Here is a 21,278-nt window from a genome sequence, read left to right as displayed (position 1 = left end):
CTCTACGGCAACGACCACGAGCGCGGCGACTTCGCTCCTTAGGCTCTCCCGTTTTATCGCTTGTTCGCGCCGATAAGTCGGGGAGTATTCGTCATGTCCAACTCGGGCGTGCTTGCCGTGCTGCGCGTCGCCCAGGTCGCCCGGGTGCTCGCCGCCAGCACCGTCGGCCGCATCCCGCTCGCGTCCTCACCTGTCGCGCTGCTGCTCTTCGCCCGCGAGCGCTGGTCGATCGGCGTCGCCGGACTGCTCGTCGCCGTGTACACGGTCGGGCTGGCCGCCGGCGGCCCGATGCTGGCGCGGATCGCCGACCGGTGGCGGCAGCCGCCGGTCATGCTGGCCGGGGTGGCGGTGTCGACCGCGGGCTTCCTGGCCCTCGCCGCCGGCGAACCGCCGCTCGGCCTGGCCGTGCCGGCCGCGCTGCTTGCCGGTGCCGGCGCGCCGCCGTTCGAGTCCGGCCTGCGGGTGCTTTGGCGCGACCTGCTGCCCGAGTCGCGGGTGCACACCGCGTACTCGCTGGACATCGCCGTCCAGGAGCTGATCTTCATCGTCGGGCCGCTGGTGTCGGTCGCGGCGATCGGTGCGGGCGGCCCGGCCGCCGGGCTGTACGCGACCGCCGCGCTCCAGGTGCTCGGCACCGCCTGGTTCGTCACCACGCCGGCCGTGCGGCGGTGGCGTGGCGTCGCCGCCGAACGGCACTGGGCCGGCCCGCTGCGCTCCATCCCGCTGCGCCTGCTGCTGGTCGCGGTCGTGCTGGTCGGCGCCGGCGTCGGCTCGCTGCCGGTGGCGGTCACCCGGCTGGCCGAGGACGCCGGCGACCGCGCGTGGGCCGGCTGGCTGCTCGCCGCCCAGGCCACCGGCGCGCTGGTCGGCGGCCTCGTCAACACCCGCGTCAAGCTGCCCGAGCGGTACGCGCCGTGGATCGCCGCCGCGCTGGCCGCCGGGTACCTGCCGCTGGTGCTCGCCGCCGCCCCGCCGGTGATGCTGCCGCTCGCGGTGGTTTCCGGGCTGGCGCTGCCGCCGCTGCTGACCGCCACGTTCGTGACGGTGGACCGGATCGCGCCCAGCGGCACGGCGGCGGAGGCGTTCGCGTGGGTGGCGACGGCGTTCACCAGCGGGGCGGCGCTGGGGGCCGCGCTCGACGGCGCCATCCTGGACCGGACGGGCGGCGTGGCGGCGGGGTTCGTGCTGGCGCCGGTGGTCATCGCCGCGAGCGCCGGCCTGTACCGCCTGCTCGCCCGCCGCCTCCCGGCCGAGTCAATGCCGGTGACCTGAGCCCGGATGTCACACCACCGCCCTAGGGTGAGGGGCATGGATTGGAAGATCGAACTCATCCCGGTCCCGGTCACCGACATCGACCGGGCGAAAGACTTCTACGTCAAGGTGGGCTTCAACGCCGACCACGACCACAAGGTGCAGGAAGGGCTGCGCTTCGTGCAGCTGACCCCGCCCGGTTCGGCCTGCTCCATCGTGATCGGCGACGGCATCACCGAGAAGACGCCCGGCACCCAGGAGATCCAGGTCGTGGTCGCCGACGCCGAGGCGGCCCGCAAGCAGCTGCTCGACGCGGGCGTCGAGGCCAGCGAGGTCGACCCGCAGCCGTGGGGCAATTTCGTCTACTTCCGCGACCCCGACGGCAACAGCTGGTCGCTTCAGGCGATGGAGTCCCGCCCCAACGGCTGAGCGGTCGCTCAGCCGCGGTCGGCGACCGCGACGCGGCTCGCGCGGTCAGGCATCGCCGGCGCGCAGAAAGTCGACCAGCAGCGCGTTGAAGGCGTCCGGCCGCTCCAGGCTGGGCAGGTGTCCGGCCCAGTCGAGCGGCACGTGACGGGCGCGCGGCAGCCGGCCGGCCAGCTCGTCCGCGATCTGCCCGAAGTCGGGCAGGTCGTGGACGCCGGAGAGCAGCAGCGTCCGGGCGGTGACGGCCGAGACCTCGTAGGCCACCCTGACCTGGGCAAACTCCTCGGCAGCCGCGAGCTGCACGTCGAAGGCGTGGCGCTGCATCTCCCGCACCTTCGCCCGGACCGCCTCGTCGGCGTGCGGGCCGAGCCAGGTCGCCACGTTGAGCTCGGTGGCGCCGGCGACGTCGCCCGCGTCGAAGAGCTCCTCCTCGCGGGCGTCGAACGCGGCCAGCGCCGGGCTCGGCTCGTGGCCGGCCAGCGCGGTGTTCACCAGCATCAGCGCGGTCACCCGCGCCGGCCAGCGGGCGGCCAGCTCCAGCCCGACCCGGCCGCCGCCGGAGGCCGCCACCACCGCCACGGGTCCGCCGCCGACCTCGTCCAGCACCTCGACCACGTCGTCAGCGTTGTTGTAGGGCCGGTCGGGCATCGGGGTCTCGCCGAAGCCGCGCAGGTCGGCGCGGACCGCGCGGTAGCCGGCATCGACCAGGGCCGGCACCTGCGGATCCCACATCCGCCGGTCGCAGACCGTCGAGTGCAGCAGGACAACTGTGCGGCCGCTCCCGGCCACGTCATACGCGATCGTCATCGACCACGACCCTAGATAGCCGGCGCCCAGCCGTCATCGGGTTTAAGAAAGCCCGGCCCGGATATGGAAAAAGCATGTCTGACCAGCAGAAGTCCGAGCCGCGGCAGGAGCCGCCCGGCACGCTGACCGCCATGCGCCGCAAGCCCGACCACGGCGAGGAGTCCTACCGCGGTTCCGGTCGCCTCGAGGGCAAGCGCACGGTCGTCACCGGCGGCGACAGCGGCATCGGCCGCGCCGTCGCGATCGCGTTCGCCCGCGAGGGCGCCGACGTGCTGATCGCCTACCTCAGCGAGCACGACGACGCCGCGGAGACCGCCAAGCTCGTCGAGGAGGCGGGCCGCCGGGCCGTGCTGGTGCCGGGCGACCTCGCCGACCGCGACCACTGCCACGAACTCGTCGACCGCGCGGTCGCCGAGTTCGGCGGGATCGACGTGCTGGTCAACAACGCGGCGTTCCAGATGACCCACGAGACCCTCGAGGAGATCAGCGACGAGGAGTGGACGCGCACGTTCGACATCAACATCACCGCGATGTTCCGGATCGTGAAGGCCGCGCTGCCGCACATGGGCGAGGGGGCGTCGATCATCAACACCAGCTCGGTCAACTACGACATGCCGAAGCCGACGCTGCTGCCCTACGCGACCACGAAGGGCGCCATCGCCAACTTCACCGCCGGCCTGGCCCAGATGCTCGGCGGGCGCGGCATCCGCGTGAACGCCGTCGCGCCCGGCCCGATCTGGACCCCGCTGATCCCGTCGACGATGCCGCCCGAGCACGTCGAGAAGTTCGGCCAGAACACGCCGCTCGGCCGCGCGGGCGAGCCCAAGGAGGTGGCGCCGGCGTACGTGCTGCTCGCCTCCGACGAGGGCAGCTACATCTCCGGCGCGGTCGTTCCGGTCACCGGAGGCAAACCCATTCTCTGAGTACCAAGGAGGCGGCCATGCCCGCAGGATCGAGCCCCAAACGGGAACGCCAGTACGAGCACATCAAGGACAGCGCCAAGAAGCGCGGCGCCTCCACCAAGCGCGCCAAGGAGATCGCCGCCCGCACCGTCAACAAGGAGCGCGCCCAGGCCGGCGAGTCCCGCACCGCCAGCCGTTCGTCCACGAAGGACATGTCGGCCAGCCGCCGGGGCGGCCAGCGCTCGCACAGCGGCGCGCAGGGGCGCACGAAGGAGCAGCTGTACAACGAGGCGAAGAAGCGCGACATCAAGGGCCGGTCGAGCATGAGCAAGGCCGAGCTACAGCGCGCCCTGTCCTGACCTCTCAGGCCGAGCCGGCGGTCAGCCGCAGGGTTCGCCGGCGGCTGGCCGCGAACGCCAGCGCGGCGCACAGCGCGGCCGGCACGAACACGAACGCGGCCGCCGTGCCGGCGCGGTCGCTGAGCTGGCCCGCGGCCGAGGCACCCGCCGCGACGCCGAGCTGGCCGGCGGTCTGGAGCCAGCCGTACGCCTCGGCGGTGTGCGGCGGCGGCACCGCCCGCGCCAGCAGCTCGTCGGTGACCGCCAGAAACGACGCCAGCGGCAGGCCGAAGAGGGCGACCGCCAACGCCATCCGCGGCACCGTGCCGGGCAGCGGCAGGGCCACCGCCGTGACCGCCAGGGCGGCCAGCAGGGTGAGGTACGTGGCGCCGCCGCTGGGTCGCCGGTTCGTCGCCGCGCGCAGCACACCACCGGCGAGGCTGGCGACCGACCACACCGTCACGAGGACGCCGGCCGCGCCCGGGCTGCCGGCCGTCGCGGCGAACGCGGGCAGCAGCACCCACATCGCGCCCATGCAGGCCATGTACCCGACGTGCGCGCCGATGATGGTGCGCGCGGCCGGCAGGTCGCGGCGGGCGCCGTCGCCGCCCGCCGGACGCTCGCCGGCGGGGCCCGGCCGGCGCGGGATGACCCCGGCGAGGGCGGCGAGCGCGGCGCTCCCCACCGCGAGGAACGCCAGCAGCGCGCCCGCCGGCCCGGACACCGCGAGGCTCAGGGTGACGGCGAGCGGGCCGCCGATGTAGAGCAGCTCCTGCCCGATCGCGTTCACCGCGTAGACCCGGGTGAGTGCGTCGCCCGGCACCAGCACCGGCAGCAGCGCCCGCCCGCTGGCGAGCACCGGCGGCGTGGCCAGCCCGGCGACGGCGGCCAGCACACCGAACGCGAGGGCGTCCCGGGTCACCGTGAGCCCGAGCAGCGCGGCCAGGTGCGCGGCGCCCAGCACGAGCAGCACCGGCCGGTGACCGAGCCGGGCCATCAGCCGGCCGGCGACCGGCGCGCTGACCGCGAGGCCCAGGCCGCAGGCCGCGCTGGCCGCGCCGGCCGCAGCGAAGCTACCCGTGTTGTGGTGCCCGAGCAGCACGACCAGCAGCTGCCGCATGGCGACCGGCAGCTGGGCCAGGTTGGCCAGGCCGATGACAGCCAGAGCGCGGCCAGGTAGATTCATAACTTATGAGTTTGCCGGACACCAACGGTCCAAACCTCCTCGGGGCACTCGCACTGCACGTCGACACGCTGATGCGCGCGGCGGTGACCGCTCCCGCCGGCGCGGGCGGCGCGCTCGCCGAGGCGATCGTCGTGGTCAAGGACCAGCCCGGCGCGACCGCCGAGTGGCTGGCCCAGGTGCTCGGCCTGTCCCAGCCCGGCTCGGCGCACCTGGTCCGCCGCCTGGTCCAGGCCGGCTGGGTGGAGCGCCGGTCCGGGACCGACGCGCGGGTCCGCGCCCTGCACCTGACGGCGGCGGGCGAAGCGGCGGCCGCGGAGATCCTCGCGGCCCGGCGCCGCGCGCTGGAGCAGGCGATGGCGCCGCTGACCGACGAGCAGCAGGCGCAGCTGGCCACGATCGCGCGGGCGATCCTGCGACCCGAGGCCCACGACGACCGCTGCCTGGCCCGGCTGTGCCGCCTCTGCGACCGTACACAGTGCACGGTGTGCCCGGTCCACGCCGGCTACCTGGACGCCCAGGCGTAAGCCCGGTGCCTCGTACCAGGCCAACCCACCCGAACCGGCTTAATGGGGCGGCGCCGGCTACCTGGTCACCCGGCCCACCACGTTCCGCGACTACCGGGTCACCGCGGTCGACGCCGCGCGGTCCGCCTACGGCCTGGAGAACGCGGGCGACGTCGCCGCCCTCCGCGCCGCGCTCGACCCCGTGGCTACCTGGGCGACAAGGTCAACGGACGGCTCGCCAACACGCTGGGAGTCGTCTACCTTGTGGTCGTGGTCGCCGCCGCCCGCCTTGACACCGACCGTCGCGGCCCGCGCCGCATTCCCTACCGCCTGGTGTCCGAAGTAGACTCCGCGGTGCGGCTACGCGTCCGTCGCGAGCTGCGGGCCGAGCCGCCACTGGAGGCCTGGCTCAACTCACACCTGATCGGCCACATCCCCGGAGCCGGCGATGACTGACAGACACCCGCTACGCGCGTCCGACCTCCTCGGCCGCACGGCGCCCGGACCCGGCGGCGAGCCGCTCGGCCGGGTGGTCGACCTGGTCTGCGAGCACGACACCGAGGGAGCGCCGGTGGTGACCGACCTACGTCCGGCCGACCCGGCATGAGCGGCCGCGCCCGGATCCTGACGTGGAACCTGTGGTGGCGCTTCGGCCCGGACTGGGAGGAGCGCCAGCCGCACATCCGCGACACGCTGCGTACGGTCGACCCGGACATCGCCGCGCTCCAGGAGGTGTGGGGCACCGACGGCACGAGCCAGGCGCACGAGCTGGCCGACGCGCTGGGCCACCACGCCGCCTACGCCCAGCCGTCGCTGCCGCCCCCGCCCACCGGTCCGGAGGAACATCCCGGTGTCCACGTCGGACTCGGCCTGGTCAGCCGCTGGCCGATCGCCTCGTGCGACGCGGTGCGCATGCCGGCCCGCTACCGGGCGCCCACCGTGGCGCTGCGGGCCGCGGTCGAGCACCCGGCCGGGCCGCTGCACGTGCTGGTCGCCTGCCTGGAGTGGGAGCCCGCCTTCCAGGAGGACCGCTACGCCCAGGCCCGGCGCCTCGCCGGGCTGGCCACCGACCCGGCCCTGGACGGCCCGGCGCCCGTGGTGGTGGCCGGCGACCTCAACGCCGCACCGGGCAGTCCGGTGCTCCGCCCGCTGCCCGCCGCCGGCCTCGTCGACGCGTGGACGGCGGCCGGCGGCGACCCGGACGCGGTCACGCTCAGCTCCGCCCACCCGCACGCCCCGCTGGAGGCCAAGGAACTGCTCGACCGCCGCATCGACCACCTCCTGGCCCGCCCCGGCCACCCGGACCAGCACCTCACGTTTTCGGACGCCACGCTGGCCGGCGACTTCAAGGCCTCCGACCACTACGCGATCGCCTGCGACCTGTCCTGGTGACCCGCTCCGCTCTCAGGCGCTCTTCGCACGGCGCCGGGCGGTGAGGCGCAGCAACACGGTGGCCAGGAGGGCGGCGCCGACGGAGCCGGCCAGCACGGCGACGGTGACCTGCTCGGCGCGGGGCGTGCCGTGGCCGAAGGCGAGCTCGCCGATGAGCAGCGACACGGTGAAGCCGATGCCGCCGAGCATGCCCAGCGCGACCACGTCCGCCCAGCCCAGCCCCTCGCCCAGGGTGGCCTTCGTGAAGCGGGCGACGAGCCAGGTCGCGGCCGTGATGCCGGCGCCCTTCCCGACGACGAGGCCGGCGATGACGCCGAGCGCCACCGGCTCGGTGAGGGCGTCCGCGAGGCCGTGCGGGCCGCCGACGGTCACGCCCGCCGTCAGGAACGCGAAGACCGGCACAGCGACGCCGGCGGAGATGGGGCGGAAGCGGTGCTCGAAGTGTTCGGCCAGGCCGTCGCCGTCGCGGCCCACCGGCACCGTGAACGCCAGCAGCACGCCCGCCACCGTGGCGTGCACGCCTGACTCGTGGAACAGGACCCAGGTGGCGACCGCGAGCGGCAGCAGCAGCCACCACCTGCGTACGCGGCGGTGCACCAGCAGGGCGAACAGGCCGAGCGGGAGCAGTGCGCCGAGCAGGGGGAGCACGGCCAGGTCGGCGGTGTAGAAGACGGCGATGATCAGGATGGCGATCAGGTCGTCGACCACGGCCAGCGTCAGCAAGAACGTGCGCGGCGCGCTCGGCAGGTGGCGGCCGACGACGGCCAGCACGGCGAGGGCGAACGCGATGTCCGTCGCGGTCGGGACCGCCCACCCGCGGGCCGCGTCGCCGCCGGCTCCCCCGGCGACGATCAGGTACAGGATCGCGGGTACCGCGACGCCGCCGGCAGCGGCCGCGACCGGGACCGCCGCGCGGCGCGGGTCGCGCAGGTCGCCGGCGACGAACTCGCGCTTGAGCTCCAGGCCGGCCACGAAGAAGAAGATCGCCAACAGGCCGTCGGCCGCCCAGGTGGCCAGGCTGAGGTCCAGGTGCAGGGCGGCCGGGCCGAGGTGGTACTCGCGCAGCGACTCGTACGCCGCCGACCAGGGCGTGTTGGCCCAGATCATGCCGACGAGGGCGGCGCCGAGCAGCAACGCGCCGCCGATGGTCTCCTGGCGCAGGATCTCCGCGACCCGCCTGGCCTCGATCCACGACCCGGGGCGAAACAGCCGGGGCGTGGAGCGGGGAGCAGCCATAGCGGGATCGCCTTTCCGGGGCAGGCCGACAGCGAGTGCCGACCAGACTTCCCGGCGCGCCGCCCCCACCCTATCCGGCGGTCCGACCGGCCCGGGAACTTTTCGTCGCCCGCTGACCGCACGAGGCGGTGCCCGGCCCGGCGTGACCGGGTCCGGCGCTACCGCTCGTCGCGGACGGCGTCGGCCAGCTCCTGCTTGGTCATCGAGGACCGGCCGGGTACGTCCGCCGCCTTCGCCCGCTCGTACAGCTCGTCGCGGGTCAGGTCTTCAGACCCTTCGGACCGGGTACCGGCGTCGCCGAAGCCGTGCTCGGTGAGCACCGCCATGCGCCGTTCCTCGAAGTCGGCGCCGAGCTGCACCAGCCGGGCCTGGTCGACCGACTCGGCGAGCGCCGGCAGGATCTTGGTCTCCTCCTCCTCGACGTGGTGCAGCACCGCCTCGGTGAGCTCGGACAGCACCGCCTCGAAGCGGTCGCTGTTCGGGTCGGCCTCCTCCAGCTTGTGCAGCAGCTGCTCGGCCTCGTGGTGCTCCTCCACGCCGTGGTACACCTCGCCGCGCTCGGGCGGGTCGGCCTGCACCAGCACCGGGTAGACCTTCTCCTCCTCGGCCCACGAGTGGGCGGAGAGCCGCGCGATGCACTCCTTCACGAGCGCCGCGCGTTGCTTCTTCTCGGTACGCATGCGCTCGAAAAGCCGTTCCATCACACGGTGGTCGTTCTTGATCAGGGTGACCGCGTCGGACGCCATCGTCCCCGCCTCCTTCTTCGACGAAAGGCAATGCCCGCCTGGGGCGCCGCGCCTGATACCCGTTCGGGCGGCGACTACACCTCGCGCTTTCCGGGTACGGGAGGGGATGACACGCGGGAGGTGATGCGCTGTGGCACGTGCCATCTGGAGTGGCGTGATCAGCTTCGGGCTGGTGTCGGTGCCGGTCGCCCTGTACTCGGCGACCCGGGAGCACGAGGTGTCGTTCCACCAGTTCGAGAAGGGCACCAGCGACCGGATCCGCTACCACCGGGTGAACGAGCGCACCGGCAAGGAGGTCGACTACGACGACATCGTCAAGGGCGCGGACATCGGCGGCGGCCACTACGTGATGCTCGACCCGGACGAGCTGGAGGCGGTGGCGCCTGGCCGCTCCCGCGCGCTGGACATCCACGCGTTCGTCGACCTGGACGAGATCGACCCGATCTACTACCAGAAGTCCTACTACCTCGCGCCGGGCAGCGACGAGACCGCCAAGACGTACGCGCTGCTGCGCGAGGCGATGGCGGGCGCCAACCGGGCCGCGATCGGCACGCTGGTGATGCGCGGGAAGGAGTACCTGGCGACGATCCGGCCCCGCGACGACCTGCTGGTGCTGGAGACGATGTACTTCGCCGACGAGGTACGCGACCCGCACGAGGAGATCGACAAGCTGCCCGGCCGGGTGAAGCCGCGGCCGAACGAGCTGAAGATGGCCACCCAGCTGATCGACTCGATGAGCGGCCCGTGGAAGCCGGCCGACTACCGCGACACGTACACCGACCGGGTCAAGGAGCTGATCGACGCCAAGAAGGATGGCGCCGAGGTGACGGTGGCCGAGGAGGCGCCGGAGGCGACCAGCGCCAGCGACCTCATGGAGGTGCTGCGCCGCAGCGTCGACGCCGCCAAGCAGTCCCGGCGCGGTACCAAGAGCACCAAGAAGGCCACGAAGCGCGCGCCGGCGAAGAAGTCGTCGACTCCGAAAACGAAAACGACCGCGAAGAAGAAGGCGACCGCCAAGAAGAAGGCCACCAAGAAGGCCGCCTGACCCCTACTCCTCGGCGAGCCGGTCGCGGAGCTTGCCCAGGGCCTTGGCGAGCAGCCGGGAGACGTGCATCTGGGAGATGCCGACCTGCTCGGCGATCTCGGTCTGCGTCTGGTTGCCGTAGAAGCGCAGCATGACGATCCGGCGTTCGCGGGCGGTGAGCACCTCCAGCGCGGCGCCGATGGTCATCCGCACGTCGGCCAGCTCGAAGCCGTGGTCTTCCCCGCCCATGCTCTCGCCGAGCGTGGTGCCGCTGTCCTCGCTGCCGACGGGGGCGGACAGGGACGCGGACTTGTAGGCGCGGGCCCCTTCGAGCCCCTCCAGGACCTCTTCCTCGGTCAGCTCCAGGTGGGCGGCGATGTCGGCGACCGTCGGCGAACGGCCGAGGCGGTGGGCCAGCGTGGAGTTGGCGTCGCTGATCGCGATGCGGAGCTCTTGAAGCCGCCGCGGCACCCGCACGTCCCAGGTGCGGTCGCGGAAGTGCCGCCGGATCTCGCCCACGATCGTCGGGATGGCGAAGCCGGTGAAGTCGGTGCCCCGCTCCGGATCGAACCTGTCGACCGCCTTGATGAGCCCCACCATGGCGGTCTGCACGAGGTCGTCCAGCGGCTCCCCGCGCCCGTGGTAGCGGTTGGCGAGGTGGCGGGCCAGCGGCGTCCAGGCGGTGATGGCCCGGTCGCGCAGCGCGGCACGGGAGGGATGCCGCTCGGGCAGGGCCTTGAAGGCGACAAGCAGCCGCACCGCGTCGTGGCCGGCCTCCCGGTATGCGGTGAGCGCCTCGGTGTCGCCGGAGACGGCGTTCATTGTGGACACGACAGACTCCCCCCTCCGCTGTAGTTGTCACGCCAGCGTACCCATTCGGCCACCCGGACACTAGCCGAAAGGCTGATGTATTTAACAGACATAAATACACCAATGGGGCTGACTGGCTCAGCGACGGGCGACCTCCACCCGGTAGACGCGGGTCTGTGCCCCGTCCTCGCTCGTCACCGTGACCAGCCAGGTGGGGCGCGCGGCGGTGCGGTCGCGACCGACGTGGACGGTGGCGTACGGGTCGTTGGCGGTCGCGGTGACCACCGCCTGGGCGGGGCGCGTGGCGGTCGCCCGGTACTCGGTGCGGGCCGGGTCGAAGCCGGCCACCGGCACGCCGTCCACGGCGAGCCCGGAGAGCGTGGCGTCCGCCGAGACGCCCGGCGCCTTGGCGAAGACCTCGATCTCGCCCAGCGTCAGGTAGCCGCCGGGCCGGGGCGTGAGCACCACGCACACGCCGGTCGTGGCGCCCGCGCTCACCGGCACGCCGACCGCCGGCGTGCCGTCGGTGCCGACCGCCACCTCACCGCTGGCGTCCACACACGTGCCGTCGGCGGCGCGCACCTGGACGCGCAGGCTCTGTGCCAGGCCGCCGCCACCCGCGCTGTCCCGGTAGAAGTGCGTCACCACGCGCGCCACGTCGGCCGGCCGGGGCAGCGTGACCGTGATGGTCTCGGACGGGTTCTGGGTGCCTGGCTTCCAGTTGGACCACGCCTTCTCCGCGGTGACGCCGTTGCGCAGGCCGGCCGGCGAGTAGCCGCTCTCGGTGAAGGTCGCGGCGACCGAGGCGCCGTCGTCGAGCGCGGCGTTGGCCTCGCCCGGCGCGGTGACCTGCACGCGGACGGTGGCCGGGAGCGAGGTGCCGTCGACCACCCGGGCCACGCCGGTCAGCGTCGTCACCCCGGCCCGGTCGAACGCCCCGGGCGGCGCCGGATCCCAGACCACGGGCAGCGTCGCGCGCCCGCCGTGCGCGCCCAGTCCGGCCACCGTCGCCGGCAGCTCCGGGACCCCGCCGGTGTACGTCTTGGCCCGTCCCGGCTCGGTGGCGGTGAACGTGTCCACCGTGACCTCGGCGGTGGCCGTGACCCGCTTGCCGAGCACGTCGGTCGCGACCCCGCGGACGGTGACCACGCCGGGCTTGCGCCAGGCCGCTGGCGCGGGCTCCTTCCACGTCACCGGCAGCGGACGGCGGTCGCCGCCGCGCAGGACCGCGGTCACCGTCTCCGGCAGCGCGGGCGCGCGGCGGGGCACCGTGTAGAGCGCGGCGGTCTCGGTGCTGGCGACCGACTCGTCGAGCAGCGCCCAGCGCTGGTTCGCGGCGCCGTTGGGCTGCCAGACCGAGATCGGGCTGCCGTCGGCGGTGGCGCTGCCGGAGACGTCGAGCACGCGGCGGGCGCCGACGTTGACGAACGTGTACGTGCCGTCGCCGGTCGTGGAGACGATCCACTGAGCGCCGGCGTCGGGCCGGGTAGTGGCCGCCTCCAGCACCGTGGCGTCGCCGCGCACGGCGAGGCGCTGGCCGGTGCCGGCGTTGACGATGGCGTACCGGTCGCGGTTGGTCACGTCGCGGCCCAGCTCGCGCACGTACCAGAGCTGGTCCGGCCGCGCCGGGTCGGTGGTGCGCAGGACCGCCGAGGCGCCGTCCGCGGCGGGCGCGAGCGACCGTCCACTCTGCACACCGCGCAGCCGGTACGGGTGGCCGGCCTGGACGTGGTCGGCACCGGCGGCCACGCCGGAGACGCCGGTGACCAGGAACGTGGTGACCGACTCGCCGGGCACGGTGAGCGTGGCGGAGCCGCCCCTGACCCGTACCGGCGTGCCGCGCACGAGCTTGCCGGCCGCGCTGGTCACCACCGGCGTGACGGTGGCGCCGGGGCGCACCGTGCCGAAGCGGGACAGGTCGAGCGTCACCGCCTGGGCGCCGGCGTCCGCGTTGGCGTGCACCACGACCGCGTCCCGGCCGTTCTTCTTGACCGCCGCGACGCTCGCCGGGTCGTCCACTTTGACCAGACGGTCGCCGGGGCGGATGTGGTGAGTGAAGTTGCGGACCGTGTCGAACTTGGTGTTCGTCCTGATCGGACATGTGGCGAGCGTGTCGGCCGCCGTGCAGGTGAACGGGACGTGGATGCTCCCCCACTGGAGGTTGCCCTCGGCCACCATGTTCTCGGCGTCCTCGACCGGCTGCCACAGCACCCAGGCGGCCGGCTCCAGCTCGCGCAGGTCGTCGATGATGTGGCGGGCCACGCCGAGACCGGAGTCCATGCTGGTGAAGTCGTTGCCCCAGCTGCCCTCCACCTCGCTCATCCACAGTGGACGACCCTCGGCCTTGGCGACGTCACGGGCGGCGGTGCGCTGCCCGGTGCCGTACGTGTGCACGTTGAGCTGGGACACCGCCGCCTGCGCCTCGGCCGGGTAGCCGTACCAGTCCTGGAGGAAGATGCCGGGGTTGGTCTCGTCGGGCGCGGAGACCTCGGCGCGGGTCTTCGCCGTGGCGAGCCGCCGCTTCAGCGCGAGCACCACCTGCGCCTGCGACGCCGGGCCGGCGTGGGCGCCCTCCTGACGCCCGCCGGTGGGCTTGCCGTCGGGACCGAGGGTGGTGCGCCAGTACGGGGTGTTCGGCTCGTTCAACGGGTCGATCGTGTCGAACCTGATGCCGTGCGACCGCTCGATGTGCTCGCTGACCCGCACGAGGTAGTCGGCGAACTCGTCGACCCGGTCGGTCCGGATCTGGTCGGCGCTGGCGTCGAAGCCGCCGGAGACGTACCCGCTGACGGTCTGGAACCACGGCGGCGAGTTGCTGAACGCCTCCCAGGTGTCGACCCTGTCCTTGATCTGGTCGATCCACCAGCGCTGGTTGGCGTCCGCGTCCCAGTTCCAATGGTCGGGGTTGTCCGCGTCCCACCACTCCTTGTCGCCGGGGCCGAACGCCTCCGGCGCCTTCCAGAAGCCCGGCACCGCGCCGCCCCGGCGCAGGTAGTCGTCGACGGTGGGCGCGTTGCCGCCGCCGATGTTGTAGCGGGCGATGTTGAGCCGCAGCCCGTCCTCGCCGAAGAGCAGGTCGACGAGCTTGTTTCGCACCTCGTCGGGGTAGCCGCCGGTGACGTTGGCGAACCAGACCAGGCTGGTGCCCCACCCCTGGAACGGCGCCTGCTGGTAGGACGGGTCGATCCGGATCGTGACGCCGGCCGCGGCCGCCGGGGTCTCCGGCTCGGCCGCGGCCGGGCTGGGCGTGACGCTCGCCGAGAGCCCCGCGACGAGCGTCGCGACCGCCGCCGCGCTGGCCATCCGGGTCGTGCCGCGTCGAGTCGCCATCGCCCACCCTCACTTCGTAAAGGGGTTATTGAAACCTCTGCGCAATGTACGGGAGCGACGTGGTCCGATACAAGACCGGTCAGCTGACGACCCGGAACGTCGCGTCGCTCCGGCCCTGGGCGTCGGTGATCGGGTCGAGCCGCAGCAGGTAGTTGTAGTGCCGGATGTACCGGTCCGGGTAGTTGTACGACTGGAACGAGGCCCAGGAGGAGCTCGCCAGCCCGGCCACCTGGCGGAAGGTGGCGTCACCGGCGAACGTGCTCGTGCCGTCGCTCGCCTCGAGCCGGAAGTCGAAACCGTAGTGCCGCAGGTAGTACCCGGGGAAGTTGACCGACTGGAACGAGACGGTGCCGGAGGCGCCGGCGAGGCCGGGCACGATCCGGAACTGCGCGTCCTGCGCCGGGCTCACGTTCGCGTCGATCCGCACGTCGTAGTCGGCGTGCCGCACGTACCGGTCCTGGACGTTGTACGACTGGATCCGGTTGATCGGCGCGCTGCTCCCCCAGCGGGCGAGCACCCGGCTCTCCTCGGCGGCGGTCAGGTTGAGGATCGAGCCGTGCCGCTTGCGGCTGCCGCCCATCGCGTAGTTGGACTGGGTGCGGAAGTTCTGCGTGCTGCCCAGGTTGGTGGAGACGATCGGCATGTACCCGCGGCCGGTCGCGAACTGGTCCAGCCACAGCGCCCACTCGTTGCGCCCGTTGAACTGCGCCCACATCGGACCCTCGACCACGTTGCCGCCGCCGGTGCCGTTGGAGATGCCCATGTGCGACAGGTTGCCGAGCGTGGTCCACGAGCCGAGCACCGAGTTGCTCGCCTCGATGGTGATGTGGCCGTCGGCCGACGCGCGGTAGTACCGGTAGCCGCCGACGCTGCCCGCCACCTCGACGATCTGGGTGTCGATGAGGCCCTGGCTGCCGCCCCGCTCGATGTACAGCTGCGGCGCGGTGAACGAGCGGAAGTCGCTCGTGCGCACGTACCAGATGCGGTGCTTGGTCACGCCGTTGCGGGCCGAGTTGGTCGCCCAGTAGACAACGTAGTCGTTGGTCGCCGGGTTCCAGATGGCCTCGGGCGCCCACGCGTTGCCGGCGCCGGAGATGCCGCCCGCGACGTTGACGAGGCGCGGCGCGGACCAGTTGACGAGGTCGGTCGACTCCCAGACCACGAGCGAGGTGCTGCCCCGGTTGGCCGCGTCGCTCCACGAGGTGCCGCTGGCGATGCGCAGGTCGGTGGCGACGATCCAGTATCGGTCGCCGGCGGGCGAGCGGACCAGCGCGGGGTCGCGTACGCCACGGGTGCCCACTGTGGACAGCAGGACCGGGCCGCCGTTGTTGAGGTCGGTCCAGTGCAGGCCGTCCTTGCTGTGCGCGAAGTAGATCTGCTCACCGGTCGCCGACTCGCCGGTGAAGTGAGCCATCAGGTATCCGGTGAACGGGTCGAGCGCCGCGGCCTCCTTGGGGCTGACGGCCGACCACGAGGCGAACAGCAGGCAGGCGGCCGCGAGCAGCGCCCCCACCCGGTGCAGGGCTCTGGACATGGGTGTCTCCTTCAGAGCGTGGGGACGACCGGGCGGATGGTGCCGTCCGCGTTGAACTCCAGCCGGTCGATAGTGGTTTCCCGGTTGGTGCCGTTGCCGGCCGGCACGGCGAACCGGTGGTAGGCCACGTACCAGGTGTCGGTGCCGGGCGCGCGCACCACGGAGTGGTGACCGGTGCCCTTGACGCCGAGGTCGAGGCGCTTCTGGAGCACGACACCGCGGTTGGTCCACGGGCCGAGCGGCGAGGTGCCGGTGGCGTAGGCGACGCGGTAGTCCTCGCTGCGCGTGTCGTTCTCCGACCACATGAGGTAGTAGGTGCCGTTGCGCTTGAGCACGAACGGCGCCTCGTTGTAGCCGGCCGGGGTGATGACGCGCACCTGGGCCGGGTCGAACGAGACCATGTCGGCGTTCAGCCGCACCGCGCGGGCGACGCCCTGTCCCCAGTACAGATAGGACTGTCCATCGTCGTCGGTGAACACCATCGGGTCGATCGCCTGCCCGCCGGAGAACTGGTCCGCGCGCACCAGCGGGCGGCCCAGCGCGTCCCGGAACGGGCCGGTGGGGCTGGCGGCGACCGCCACGCCGAGCTGCTTTGCGGTGTTGCCGCTCGCCAGCCCGCCGCTGAAGTACAGGTAGTAGCGCCCGTCGCGGGTGGCGACCGCCGGCGCCCAGGCCGAGTTGTCCGCCCAGGACACGTCCGGACCGTGGTCGAGGGCCACCCCGTGGTCGGTCCAGTTGACCAGGTCGGTGGAGGAGAACGCCTTGTAGTAGGTGCCGCCCCAACCCGCGTACCCGTCGGTGGTCGGGTAGAGGTAGTAGCGCCCGTTGAAGGTGGCGATGTGCGGGTCGGCGAAGAGGCCGGGGATGACCGGGCCCTTCGCGGTCTTGGGCGCCCACGGCGCGGCGAGCCGGAAGGAGCTGTCCGCCCGGAAGGTGGCCGTGTCCTGGTAGGTGTCGAGCCAGAGCGCGAAGTCGCGGTGGCGGATCCGCCGGGTGGGGTAGTTGTACGAGACGAGCGCGACCGACCCGGCGACCGAGCCGTCGACCGCGCAGAACGTGGCGTCACCGCGGAACGTGGCGTCGCCGGTGTTGGCGTCGACCCGCAGCCGGTAGTCACGGTGCCGCAGGAAGAGCCCGTCCTTGGTCTGGAACGAGTAGCAGGCCGGCGAGGCAAGCCCGTTGACGACGGTGAACGTCGCGTCGCGCTTGGCCTGCGCGGTGCTGCTCGTCGTCACGGCGGCGAGCTGACCGAGCGTGTTCGCGTACCGCCCGGGATAGTTGACCGACTCCAGCGAGCGGGCGCCGGTCGGCAGCGCCACCGCCTGCGCCGGCCCGCCGCTGACCGCAACGACAAACCCGGTGACCAATGTGGACAGTGCCAGGACCGGAACGAGACGGCGCGTCATGCGGACGAGTGTTAACGATAACAGTTACAACTGTCAACCCCCGAGCGAGGCTTATCCGAACCCATGTAAAAAGGTCAGCGCAGGCCGATTCCCGCCAGGCACTGCTCCAGCGCGAAGGTGGCCGCACCGAGGCTCACCGGGTTGCCGGCGATGCCACAGAGCGTGATCTCCGCGGCGGCGAGGGGCCGGGTGAGCGCGCGCTCGGCCGCGACCGCCCGCACCTCGGCGACCAGCGGCTCGCCCAGCAGGCTCGCCACCCAGCTGCTCAGGACGACGACCTCGGGGTTGACCAGGTTGATCAGGTCGGCCACGGCGACACCCAGGTAGCGGGCGGACTCGGCCACTGCCTTCACCGCCACCGGGTCGCCGGCCGCCACGCCATCGGCCAGCGCCCGGATCGTGGCGGTCTGGTCGTTCGGGTGCAGCATCGCGCTGCCCGGGGCGAGGTCGCGCAGGTTTTCCATGATGCCGGGCGCACCGACGTACGCCTCGACGCAGCCGCGGCTGCCGCAGTGGCACGGCCGCCCGTCGAGCACGAGCGTGGTGTGCCCCCACTCCCCCGCGCTGTTGGTCGCGCCGCGGTGCAGCGCGCCGCCGAACACGAACCCCGCGCCCACCCCGGTGCCCAGGTTGACCACCACGACGTCGTCCCGCCCCCGCCCGGCGCCGAACCACAGCTCGGCCACCGCGCAGGCGCGCAGCGGGTTGTCCAGGTAGAGCGGCAGGTCGAGCGAGGCGGCGAGCATGCCGCGCAGCGGCACGTCGTGCCAGTCCCAGTTGGGCGCGAAGACCGACACGCCACCCTCCCGGTCGACCTGGCCCGGCACGCTCACCCCGACGCCGAGCACCCGCTCGTGGGGTACGCCGGCCTGGTCGAGCGCGTGCCGCAGGCTGGACAGGATGTGGCCGACGACCTGCTCGGGCCGCGCCTCCTCCGGGTGCAACGTCTCCTCGACGCTGGCGAGCACGGTCAACGCCGGGTCGAAGAGCTCGACGTGCACGTACGTCTCGGCCACGTCGATGCCGACCAGCACACCCCCGGCCGGGTTGACGGCGACGAGGCCGCGCGGCCGGCCGCCGCCGGAGTCCTGGTAGCCGACCTCGACCAGCAGCCCGAGCTCCAGCAGCTCACCGACGAGGTTGGCCACGGTGGCGACACTCAGCCCGGTGTCGCCGGCGACCTGCTGCCGCGAGACGGTGGCGCCCGCGATGATGTGCCGCATCACCTCGAAGCGGTTGGTGACCCGGATGTCCCTGGACGTGCGGCGCACACGCAAACTCTAAACCCGCCCAGACAGTGACAGGGCTGCCCTCTTGCGGACAGGGCGGGAGGGGCCGCGCCACCGAAAGGTGGTCGCGGGTGGCGTGTCAGGCGTGGGGTGGGGCGGTCGATTCGCGGATGCGGAGGGAGGGGCTGATGACGACGCGGTGGGTGGGGCGGTCGGGGTCGGCCAGGCGGTCGGCCACCAGGCGCACCGCGGCGCGGCCGATCGAGCGGCGCGGTGGCCGCACCGCGGTCAGGGGTGGGCTGAAGAGGCCGGCCACCTCGTCGTCGTAGGCCACGATGGACAGATCGCCGGGCACGGACAGGTGGCGTTCCTCGCAGTGCTGCACCAGCGCGATCGCCTCCGCGTCCGCGTGCACCAGCAGGGCCGTGGTGCCGGTGGCGCGGCAGCGGTCCAGGACATGGTCGAGGGCGGCGTCGCGGTCGGCGGAGCGGGCGTCCGGCACGACCACCTCGACCGTGGCCGCCGGGTCCAAGCCGCACTCGGCCGCGGCCTCCAGCCATCCCCGGCGTACGTGCGGGCGGGTGGGGCTGTTGGAGTCGAGCACCACGCCGACCTTCCGGTGCCCGAGTGAGGTGAGGTGGCGCACCGCGATCGCCGCGCCCAGCGCGTGGTCGGTGACCACCGACTCCATGACCGCGTGGTGGGCGCCGACCGTGGCGGTGCGCTCCAGCAGCACGACCGGGACGCCGGCGTGGGCCAGCCAGTCGATGGTGCGCTCCGAGGTCGGCGCGTCCATCCGCGGGGCGACGATCAGGCCGTCGACCTCCAGGCGGTCGACGAGGCGTTCCAGCTGGGGCTTGTCGTCCTCGGCGTCGTACGAGGAACCGCGCAGCACGACCCGCATGTCCAGCTCCTGCGCGGCCTCCTCGGCGCCCCTCGCCACGTCGGGCCAGTAGTAGTCGAGGGACGGCACGAGCATCCCCAGGGTGCGGCCGGCGGCGGGCAGGTCGTCGACCGCCGAGCCGTCGGGCTCGATCAGGGCGACCCCGCCGTGTACCCGGCGGACCAAGCCCTCGGCCGCGAGCTGGGCGATGTCGCGCCGGATGGTGACCGCGGCCGCGCCGAGCGCCTGCGAGAGGTCGGAGATGCGCATCGCGCCGTCGCGTTGCAGCGCCTCCAGCAGCTGCTGGCGGCGGGCGACCTGAAGCGGCCCCCGAGGTTCTGTCACGGTGCACCTCCGGGAAACACGGTCTCCTCGACCGTCAGGATGAACGTGCCGGTCGGGCCGGCGGCGGTGACGTCGAACGCCAGCCGGGTGAGCCGCTCGCCCCACACGCCGGCGAGCATAGGGTCGTCGAGCGGGCGCACCTCGGCCGCGCACGGAGTGGACTCGGGGCGCCAGCCGAGCGTGACCCGGCCGGCGCCGTCGAGGGCGGTGATGTCGACGCGGCCGGGGCCGACGCTCACCTCGCCGGCGACGAGCAGGTGGATGTGCGTGGGCGCGGCGGCCGGGTCCGGGTCGAGCCGCCAGTCGTCGGTGACCACGATCCGTCCACTGTGGCGGTCGAGCGTCGCCGTACGCCGCCAGTGCCTTATGTCGTCGCGCGGGTAGGCGCCGGCGAGGTCGAGGCTCAGCGCGGCGGCGGAGGCGGCGACGTCGCGCGCGGCGTAGGCGCGGCCGGGTGCCTGCGCGGTGCCCCGGATGTGCGGCACGTTGTGCCAGTCGCTACGCATGGTCCAGATGTCGTACCGGTCCGGGCCGAACGTCCGCGCCGTGTACGTGGGGCGGCCGGCGTCGACGAGTACCGGGACGCCGTGCAGGGCGACCACGACGGCGCCGACGTCGTTGTGGTTGTGGTGCTCGCCGTTGTGGCCGCCCTTCACCGCCAGCGTGAGACCACCGGACGAGCGGGCCACCAGCACCTGGACGGACGGGAGCCACACGTCGCCGGGCGGGGCGGGCGGTGCCGCTCCACGATGGACTGTCCACTCCGGATCGGTCAGCGCGCGCAGGAGCCGGCCGAGGCCCTGCTCCTCGTCCGCCACGGGCGCGTCGGGCCGGCGGTGTGCGGCCGCGTGGGCCGCGGCGAGCGGGTCGCCGACGCGTCGGGCGGCCCGGTGCAGCGCGTGCCACGGCGGGGTCTCGGCGAGCCGGGCCGTCCCGTCGGCGTAGTTGAGGTACCAGTCGCCACCCAGGTGCATCCGGTGCGGGAAGGCCACGGTGTGACGCAGCGCCTCGCCCGGCACGCCGCCGAGCGCGCCGCCGGTGGCGTGGTCGAGCAGGTCGAGTGCCTCGTGCGCGCGGCAGGCGCCGTTCCACCAGTAGCCGTGACCCTCGTCGATGGCGCCGTCGGCGGGCAGCGACGCGACGTAGCGGTCGAGCCCTTCGACGACGAGGTCGACCAGCGCGGCGCGCCGGATCGGGTCGTCGACAAGGCGCAGCGCGGCGACGAGGACGTTGCCGTGGATCCAGGCGCTCCAGTTGTGCACGTCGCCGTCGAGGCCGAGCCAGTGCCAGTCGCGGCGGCGGGCGAAAGGGTCGAGCACGCGCCGGTCGACCTCGTGCCGGATGCGGGCGCGCAGGCCGGGCGCGTAGGCGTCGAGCGGCTCGGCGAGCAGGTGGTCGACCCAGGCGAGCTGCGCGGCGACCTCGCCGGCGCCGAGGTCGAGGTAGGGGTCGGTGACGGTCGGCAGCACCGCGCCGTGCGCGGCCCGGGTGTCGTCGTGGGCCGGCCAGCACCAGCCGCTCTGCTCGCACAGCAGCGTCACCCCGTCGACGACCTCGTCGAGCCAGCCGTCGTCGAGCGTGGCCGCGGCGACGACGGCGGCCCGGGTGAGGCGCCGCTGCCGGGCGAAGACCCGCCGCTCGTAGTCAACCCGGTTGCCATCCCGGAAATAGCGGGCATACTGGCTGGCCAGCGGCGTCGGCCAGGGATCCGCGCGGTCTCGCTCGGCCCGCGCGCGCAGGTGTCGCAGCGTGGCGGCGTGCGGCTGCGCCCAGGCGGCACGGTCGTGTGCCGGGGACACCGGCAGCGACTCGTGCGGCGGCCGGAGCACCCGGTCGAGGAACGCCGCGCCGACGTCCGGCCAGGCCGCGGCGAGCGGGCCGGCGAAGCGTTCGGTGGGGGGCATTGACACCTCGGCGAGCAGCTGAGCAG

The 21,278-nt window shown here is 73.3% G+C and carries 20 protein-coding genes; 9 read left to right on the top strand and 11 right to left on the bottom strand.

Annotated features, from left to right (window positions below; genetic code table 11):
* The first annotated feature begins 93 nt into the window (after positions 1 to 93).
* Together AC5L36_RS26140 and AC5L36_RS26135 are read left to right on the top strand one after the other, a co-directional pair.
* The gene (locus AC5L36_RS26140) at positions 94 to 1,272 is read left to right on the top strand and encodes an MFS transporter (RefSeq protein ID WP_441221298.1); all 1,179 of its coding nucleotides are present in this window, start codon (positions 94 to 96) and stop codon (positions 1,270 to 1,272) included.
* Positions 1,273 to 1,308: 36 nt separating this feature from the next.
* Positions 1,309 to 1,680 (top strand): VOC family protein, encoded by a 372-nt coding sequence (locus tag AC5L36_RS26135; RefSeq protein WP_441221296.1) that lies wholly within the window; start codon positions 1,309 to 1,311, stop codon positions 1,678 to 1,680.
* A gap of 45 nt (positions 1,681 to 1,725) precedes the next feature.
* Here the strand turns inward: AC5L36_RS26135 and AC5L36_RS26130 are convergent, their stop codons facing one another.
* Positions 1,726 to 2,484 (bottom strand): alpha/beta fold hydrolase, encoded by a 759-nt coding sequence (locus AC5L36_RS26130; RefSeq protein ID WP_441221295.1) that lies wholly within the window; start codon positions 2,482 to 2,484, stop codon positions 1,726 to 1,728.
* Between the two features lie 74 nt (positions 2,485 to 2,558).
* Here AC5L36_RS26130 and AC5L36_RS26125 point away from each other — a divergent pair, with 74 nt between their 5' ends.
* Positions 2,559 to 3,407 carry a glucose 1-dehydrogenase gene (locus AC5L36_RS26125; RefSeq protein WP_441221293.1) on the top strand — a complete coding sequence of 283 codons (849 nt, stop codon included), beginning with the start codon at positions 2,559 to 2,561 and terminating at the stop codon, positions 3,405 to 3,407.
* A 17-nt stretch (positions 3,408 to 3,424) separates the two neighbouring features.
* Positions 3,425 to 3,745, top strand: a complete 321-nt coding sequence (locus AC5L36_RS26120) for a plasmid stabilization protein (RefSeq protein WP_441221291.1) — start codon at positions 3,425 to 3,427, stop codon at positions 3,743 to 3,745.
* 4 nt (positions 3,746 to 3,749) lie between these two features.
* Here the strand turns inward: AC5L36_RS26120 and AC5L36_RS26115 are convergent, their stop codons facing one another.
* On the bottom strand, positions 3,750 to 4,910 hold the full coding sequence (locus tag AC5L36_RS26115) for an MFS transporter (protein ID WP_441221289.1): 1,161 nt from the start codon (positions 4,908 to 4,910) through the stop codon (positions 3,750 to 3,752).
* 5 nt (positions 4,911 to 4,915) lie between these two features.
* Between AC5L36_RS26115 and AC5L36_RS26110 the strand changes: the two genes are divergently transcribed.
* The 4 genes from AC5L36_RS26110 to AC5L36_RS26095 all read left to right on the top strand — a co-directional run bounded on the left by AC5L36_RS26110 (position 4,916) and on the right by AC5L36_RS26095 (position 6,805).
* Complete coding sequence (locus AC5L36_RS26110) at positions 4,916 to 5,434, top strand: MarR family winged helix-turn-helix transcriptional regulator (protein WP_441221287.1); 519 nt, start codon at positions 4,916 to 4,918, stop codon at positions 5,432 to 5,434.
* Between the two features lie 249 nt (positions 5,435 to 5,683).
* Entirely contained in the window at positions 5,684 to 5,869 is a 186-nt protein-coding gene (locus tag AC5L36_RS26105) for a hypothetical protein (RefSeq protein ID WP_441221285.1), read from the top strand.
* Positions 5,862 to 6,020, top strand: a complete 159-nt coding sequence (locus tag AC5L36_RS26100; protein ID WP_441221283.1) for a hypothetical protein — start codon at positions 5,862 to 5,864, stop codon at positions 6,018 to 6,020. Before AC5L36_RS26105 ends, AC5L36_RS26100 begins: the two co-directional genes overlap by 8 nt.
* A complete protein-coding gene (locus AC5L36_RS26095; protein ID WP_441221281.1) occupies positions 6,017 to 6,805 on the top strand; it encodes an endonuclease/exonuclease/phosphatase family protein in 789 nt (262 codons plus the stop codon). Before AC5L36_RS26100 ends, AC5L36_RS26095 begins: the two co-directional genes overlap by 4 nt.
* 12 nt (positions 6,806 to 6,817) lie before the next feature.
* Here the strand turns inward: AC5L36_RS26095 and nhaA are convergent, their stop codons facing one another.
* Both nhaA and AC5L36_RS26085 read right to left on the bottom strand, forming a co-directional pair.
* Positions 6,818 to 8,041 carry a Na+/H+ antiporter NhaA gene (gene nhaA, locus AC5L36_RS26090; protein WP_441221279.1) on the bottom strand — a complete coding sequence of 408 codons (1,224 nt, stop codon included), beginning with the start codon at positions 8,039 to 8,041 and terminating at the stop codon, positions 6,818 to 6,820.
* 158 nt (positions 8,042 to 8,199) lie between these two features.
* A complete protein-coding gene (locus AC5L36_RS26085) occupies positions 8,200 to 8,787 on the bottom strand; it encodes a hemerythrin domain-containing protein (protein WP_441221277.1) in 588 nt (195 codons plus the stop codon).
* Positions 8,788 to 8,917: 130 nt separating this feature from the next.
* Here AC5L36_RS26085 and ku point away from each other — a divergent pair, with 130 nt between their 5' ends.
* On the top strand, positions 8,918 to 9,832 hold the full coding sequence (ku, locus tag AC5L36_RS26080; RefSeq protein ID WP_441221275.1) for a non-homologous end joining protein Ku: 915 nt from the start codon (positions 8,918 to 8,920) through the stop codon (positions 9,830 to 9,832).
* A 3-nt stretch (positions 9,833 to 9,835) separates the two neighbouring features.
* Here ku and AC5L36_RS26075 read toward each other — a convergent pair whose 3' ends face one another.
* The 7 genes from AC5L36_RS26075 to AC5L36_RS26045 form a co-directional block, all read right to left on the bottom strand.
* Entirely contained in the window at positions 9,836 to 10,633 is a 798-nt protein-coding gene (locus tag AC5L36_RS26075) for a SigB/SigF/SigG family RNA polymerase sigma factor (RefSeq protein ID WP_441221435.1), read from the bottom strand.
* Positions 10,634 to 10,759: 126 nt separating this feature from the next.
* Complete coding sequence (locus AC5L36_RS26070) at positions 10,760 to 13,951, bottom strand: glycoside hydrolase (protein WP_441221274.1); 3,192 nt, start codon at positions 13,949 to 13,951, stop codon at positions 10,760 to 10,762.
* A gap of 79 nt (positions 13,952 to 14,030) precedes the next feature.
* On the bottom strand, positions 14,031 to 15,485 hold the full coding sequence (locus AC5L36_RS26065) for a glycoside hydrolase family 43 protein (RefSeq protein ID WP_441221272.1): 1,455 nt from the start codon (positions 15,483 to 15,485) through the stop codon (positions 14,031 to 14,033).
* Between the two features lie 11 nt (positions 15,486 to 15,496).
* Positions 15,497 to 16,891, bottom strand: a complete 1,395-nt coding sequence (locus AC5L36_RS26060; RefSeq protein ID WP_441221270.1) for a family 43 glycosylhydrolase — start codon at positions 16,889 to 16,891, stop codon at positions 15,497 to 15,499.
* A 74-nt stretch (positions 16,892 to 16,965) separates the two neighbouring features.
* Positions 16,966 to 18,162 (bottom strand): ROK family protein, encoded by a 1,197-nt coding sequence (locus AC5L36_RS26055; protein WP_441221268.1) that lies wholly within the window; start codon positions 18,160 to 18,162, stop codon positions 16,966 to 16,968.
* 97 nt (positions 18,163 to 18,259) lie between these two features.
* Entirely contained in the window at positions 18,260 to 19,348 is a 1,089-nt protein-coding gene (locus AC5L36_RS26050) for a LacI family DNA-binding transcriptional regulator (RefSeq protein WP_441221266.1), read from the bottom strand.
* Positions 19,345 to 21,252 carry a heparinase gene (locus AC5L36_RS26045; protein WP_441221264.1) on the bottom strand — a complete coding sequence of 636 codons (1,908 nt, stop codon included), beginning with the start codon at positions 21,250 to 21,252 and terminating at the stop codon, positions 19,345 to 19,347. Before AC5L36_RS26045 ends, AC5L36_RS26050 begins: the two co-directional genes overlap by 4 nt.
* Positions 21,253 to 21,278 lie beyond the last annotated feature (26 nt).

This window comes from Phytohabitans sp. LZ39 (assembly GCF_059359075.1).
Note: the sequence above shows the minus strand (reverse complement) of the source record. Positions and strands in the feature narration are given on the sequence as shown.

Excerpts from the sequence above, each read along its gene's own strand:
- AC5L36_RS26140 (WP_441221298.1), top strand. The coding sequence starts at position 94 with ATGTCCAACTCGGGCGTGCTTGCCGTGCTGCGCGTCGCCCAGGTCGCC.
- AC5L36_RS26135 (WP_441221296.1), top strand. The coding sequence starts at position 1,309 with ATGGATTGGAAGATCGAACTCATCCCGGTCCCGGTCACCGACATCGAC.
- AC5L36_RS26130 (WP_441221295.1), bottom strand. The coding sequence starts at position 2,484 with ATGACGATCGCGTATGACGTGGCCGGGAGCGGCCGCACAGTTGTCCTG.
- AC5L36_RS26125 (WP_441221293.1), top strand. The coding sequence starts at position 2,559 with ATGTCTGACCAGCAGAAGTCCGAGCCGCGGCAGGAGCCGCCCGGCACG.
- AC5L36_RS26120 (WP_441221291.1), top strand. The coding sequence starts at position 3,425 with ATGCCCGCAGGATCGAGCCCCAAACGGGAACGCCAGTACGAGCACATC.
- AC5L36_RS26115 (WP_441221289.1), bottom strand. The coding sequence starts at position 4,910 with ATGAATCTACCTGGCCGCGCTCTGGCTGTCATCGGCCTGGCCAACCTG.
- AC5L36_RS26110 (WP_441221287.1), top strand. The coding sequence starts at position 4,916 with ATGAGTTTGCCGGACACCAACGGTCCAAACCTCCTCGGGGCACTCGCA.
- AC5L36_RS26100 (WP_441221283.1), top strand. The coding sequence starts at position 5,862 with ATGACTGACAGACACCCGCTACGCGCGTCCGACCTCCTCGGCCGCACG.
- AC5L36_RS26095 (WP_441221281.1), top strand. The coding sequence starts at position 6,017 with ATGAGCGGCCGCGCCCGGATCCTGACGTGGAACCTGTGGTGGCGCTTC.
- nhaA (WP_441221279.1), bottom strand. The coding sequence starts at position 8,041 with ATGGCTGCTCCCCGCTCCACGCCCCGGCTGTTTCGCCCCGGGTCGTGG.
- AC5L36_RS26085 (WP_441221277.1), bottom strand. The coding sequence starts at position 8,787 with ATGGCGTCCGACGCGGTCACCCTGATCAAGAACGACCACCGTGTGATG.
- AC5L36_RS26075 (WP_441221435.1), bottom strand. The coding sequence starts at position 10,633 with ATGAACGCCGTCTCCGGCGACACCGAGGCGCTCACCGCATACCGGGAG.
- AC5L36_RS26070 (WP_441221274.1), bottom strand. The coding sequence starts at position 13,951 with ATGGCGACTCGACGCGGCACGACCCGGATGGCCAGCGCGGCGGCGGTC.
- AC5L36_RS26065 (WP_441221272.1), bottom strand. The coding sequence starts at position 15,485 with ATGTCCAGAGCCCTGCACCGGGTGGGGGCGCTGCTCGCGGCCGCCTGC.
- AC5L36_RS26060 (WP_441221270.1), bottom strand. The coding sequence starts at position 16,891 with ATGACGCGCCGTCTCGTTCCGGTCCTGGCACTGTCCACATTGGTCACC.
- AC5L36_RS26045 (WP_441221264.1), bottom strand. The coding sequence starts at position 21,252 with ATGCCCCCCACCGAACGCTTCGCCGGCCCGCTCGCCGCGGCCTGGCCG.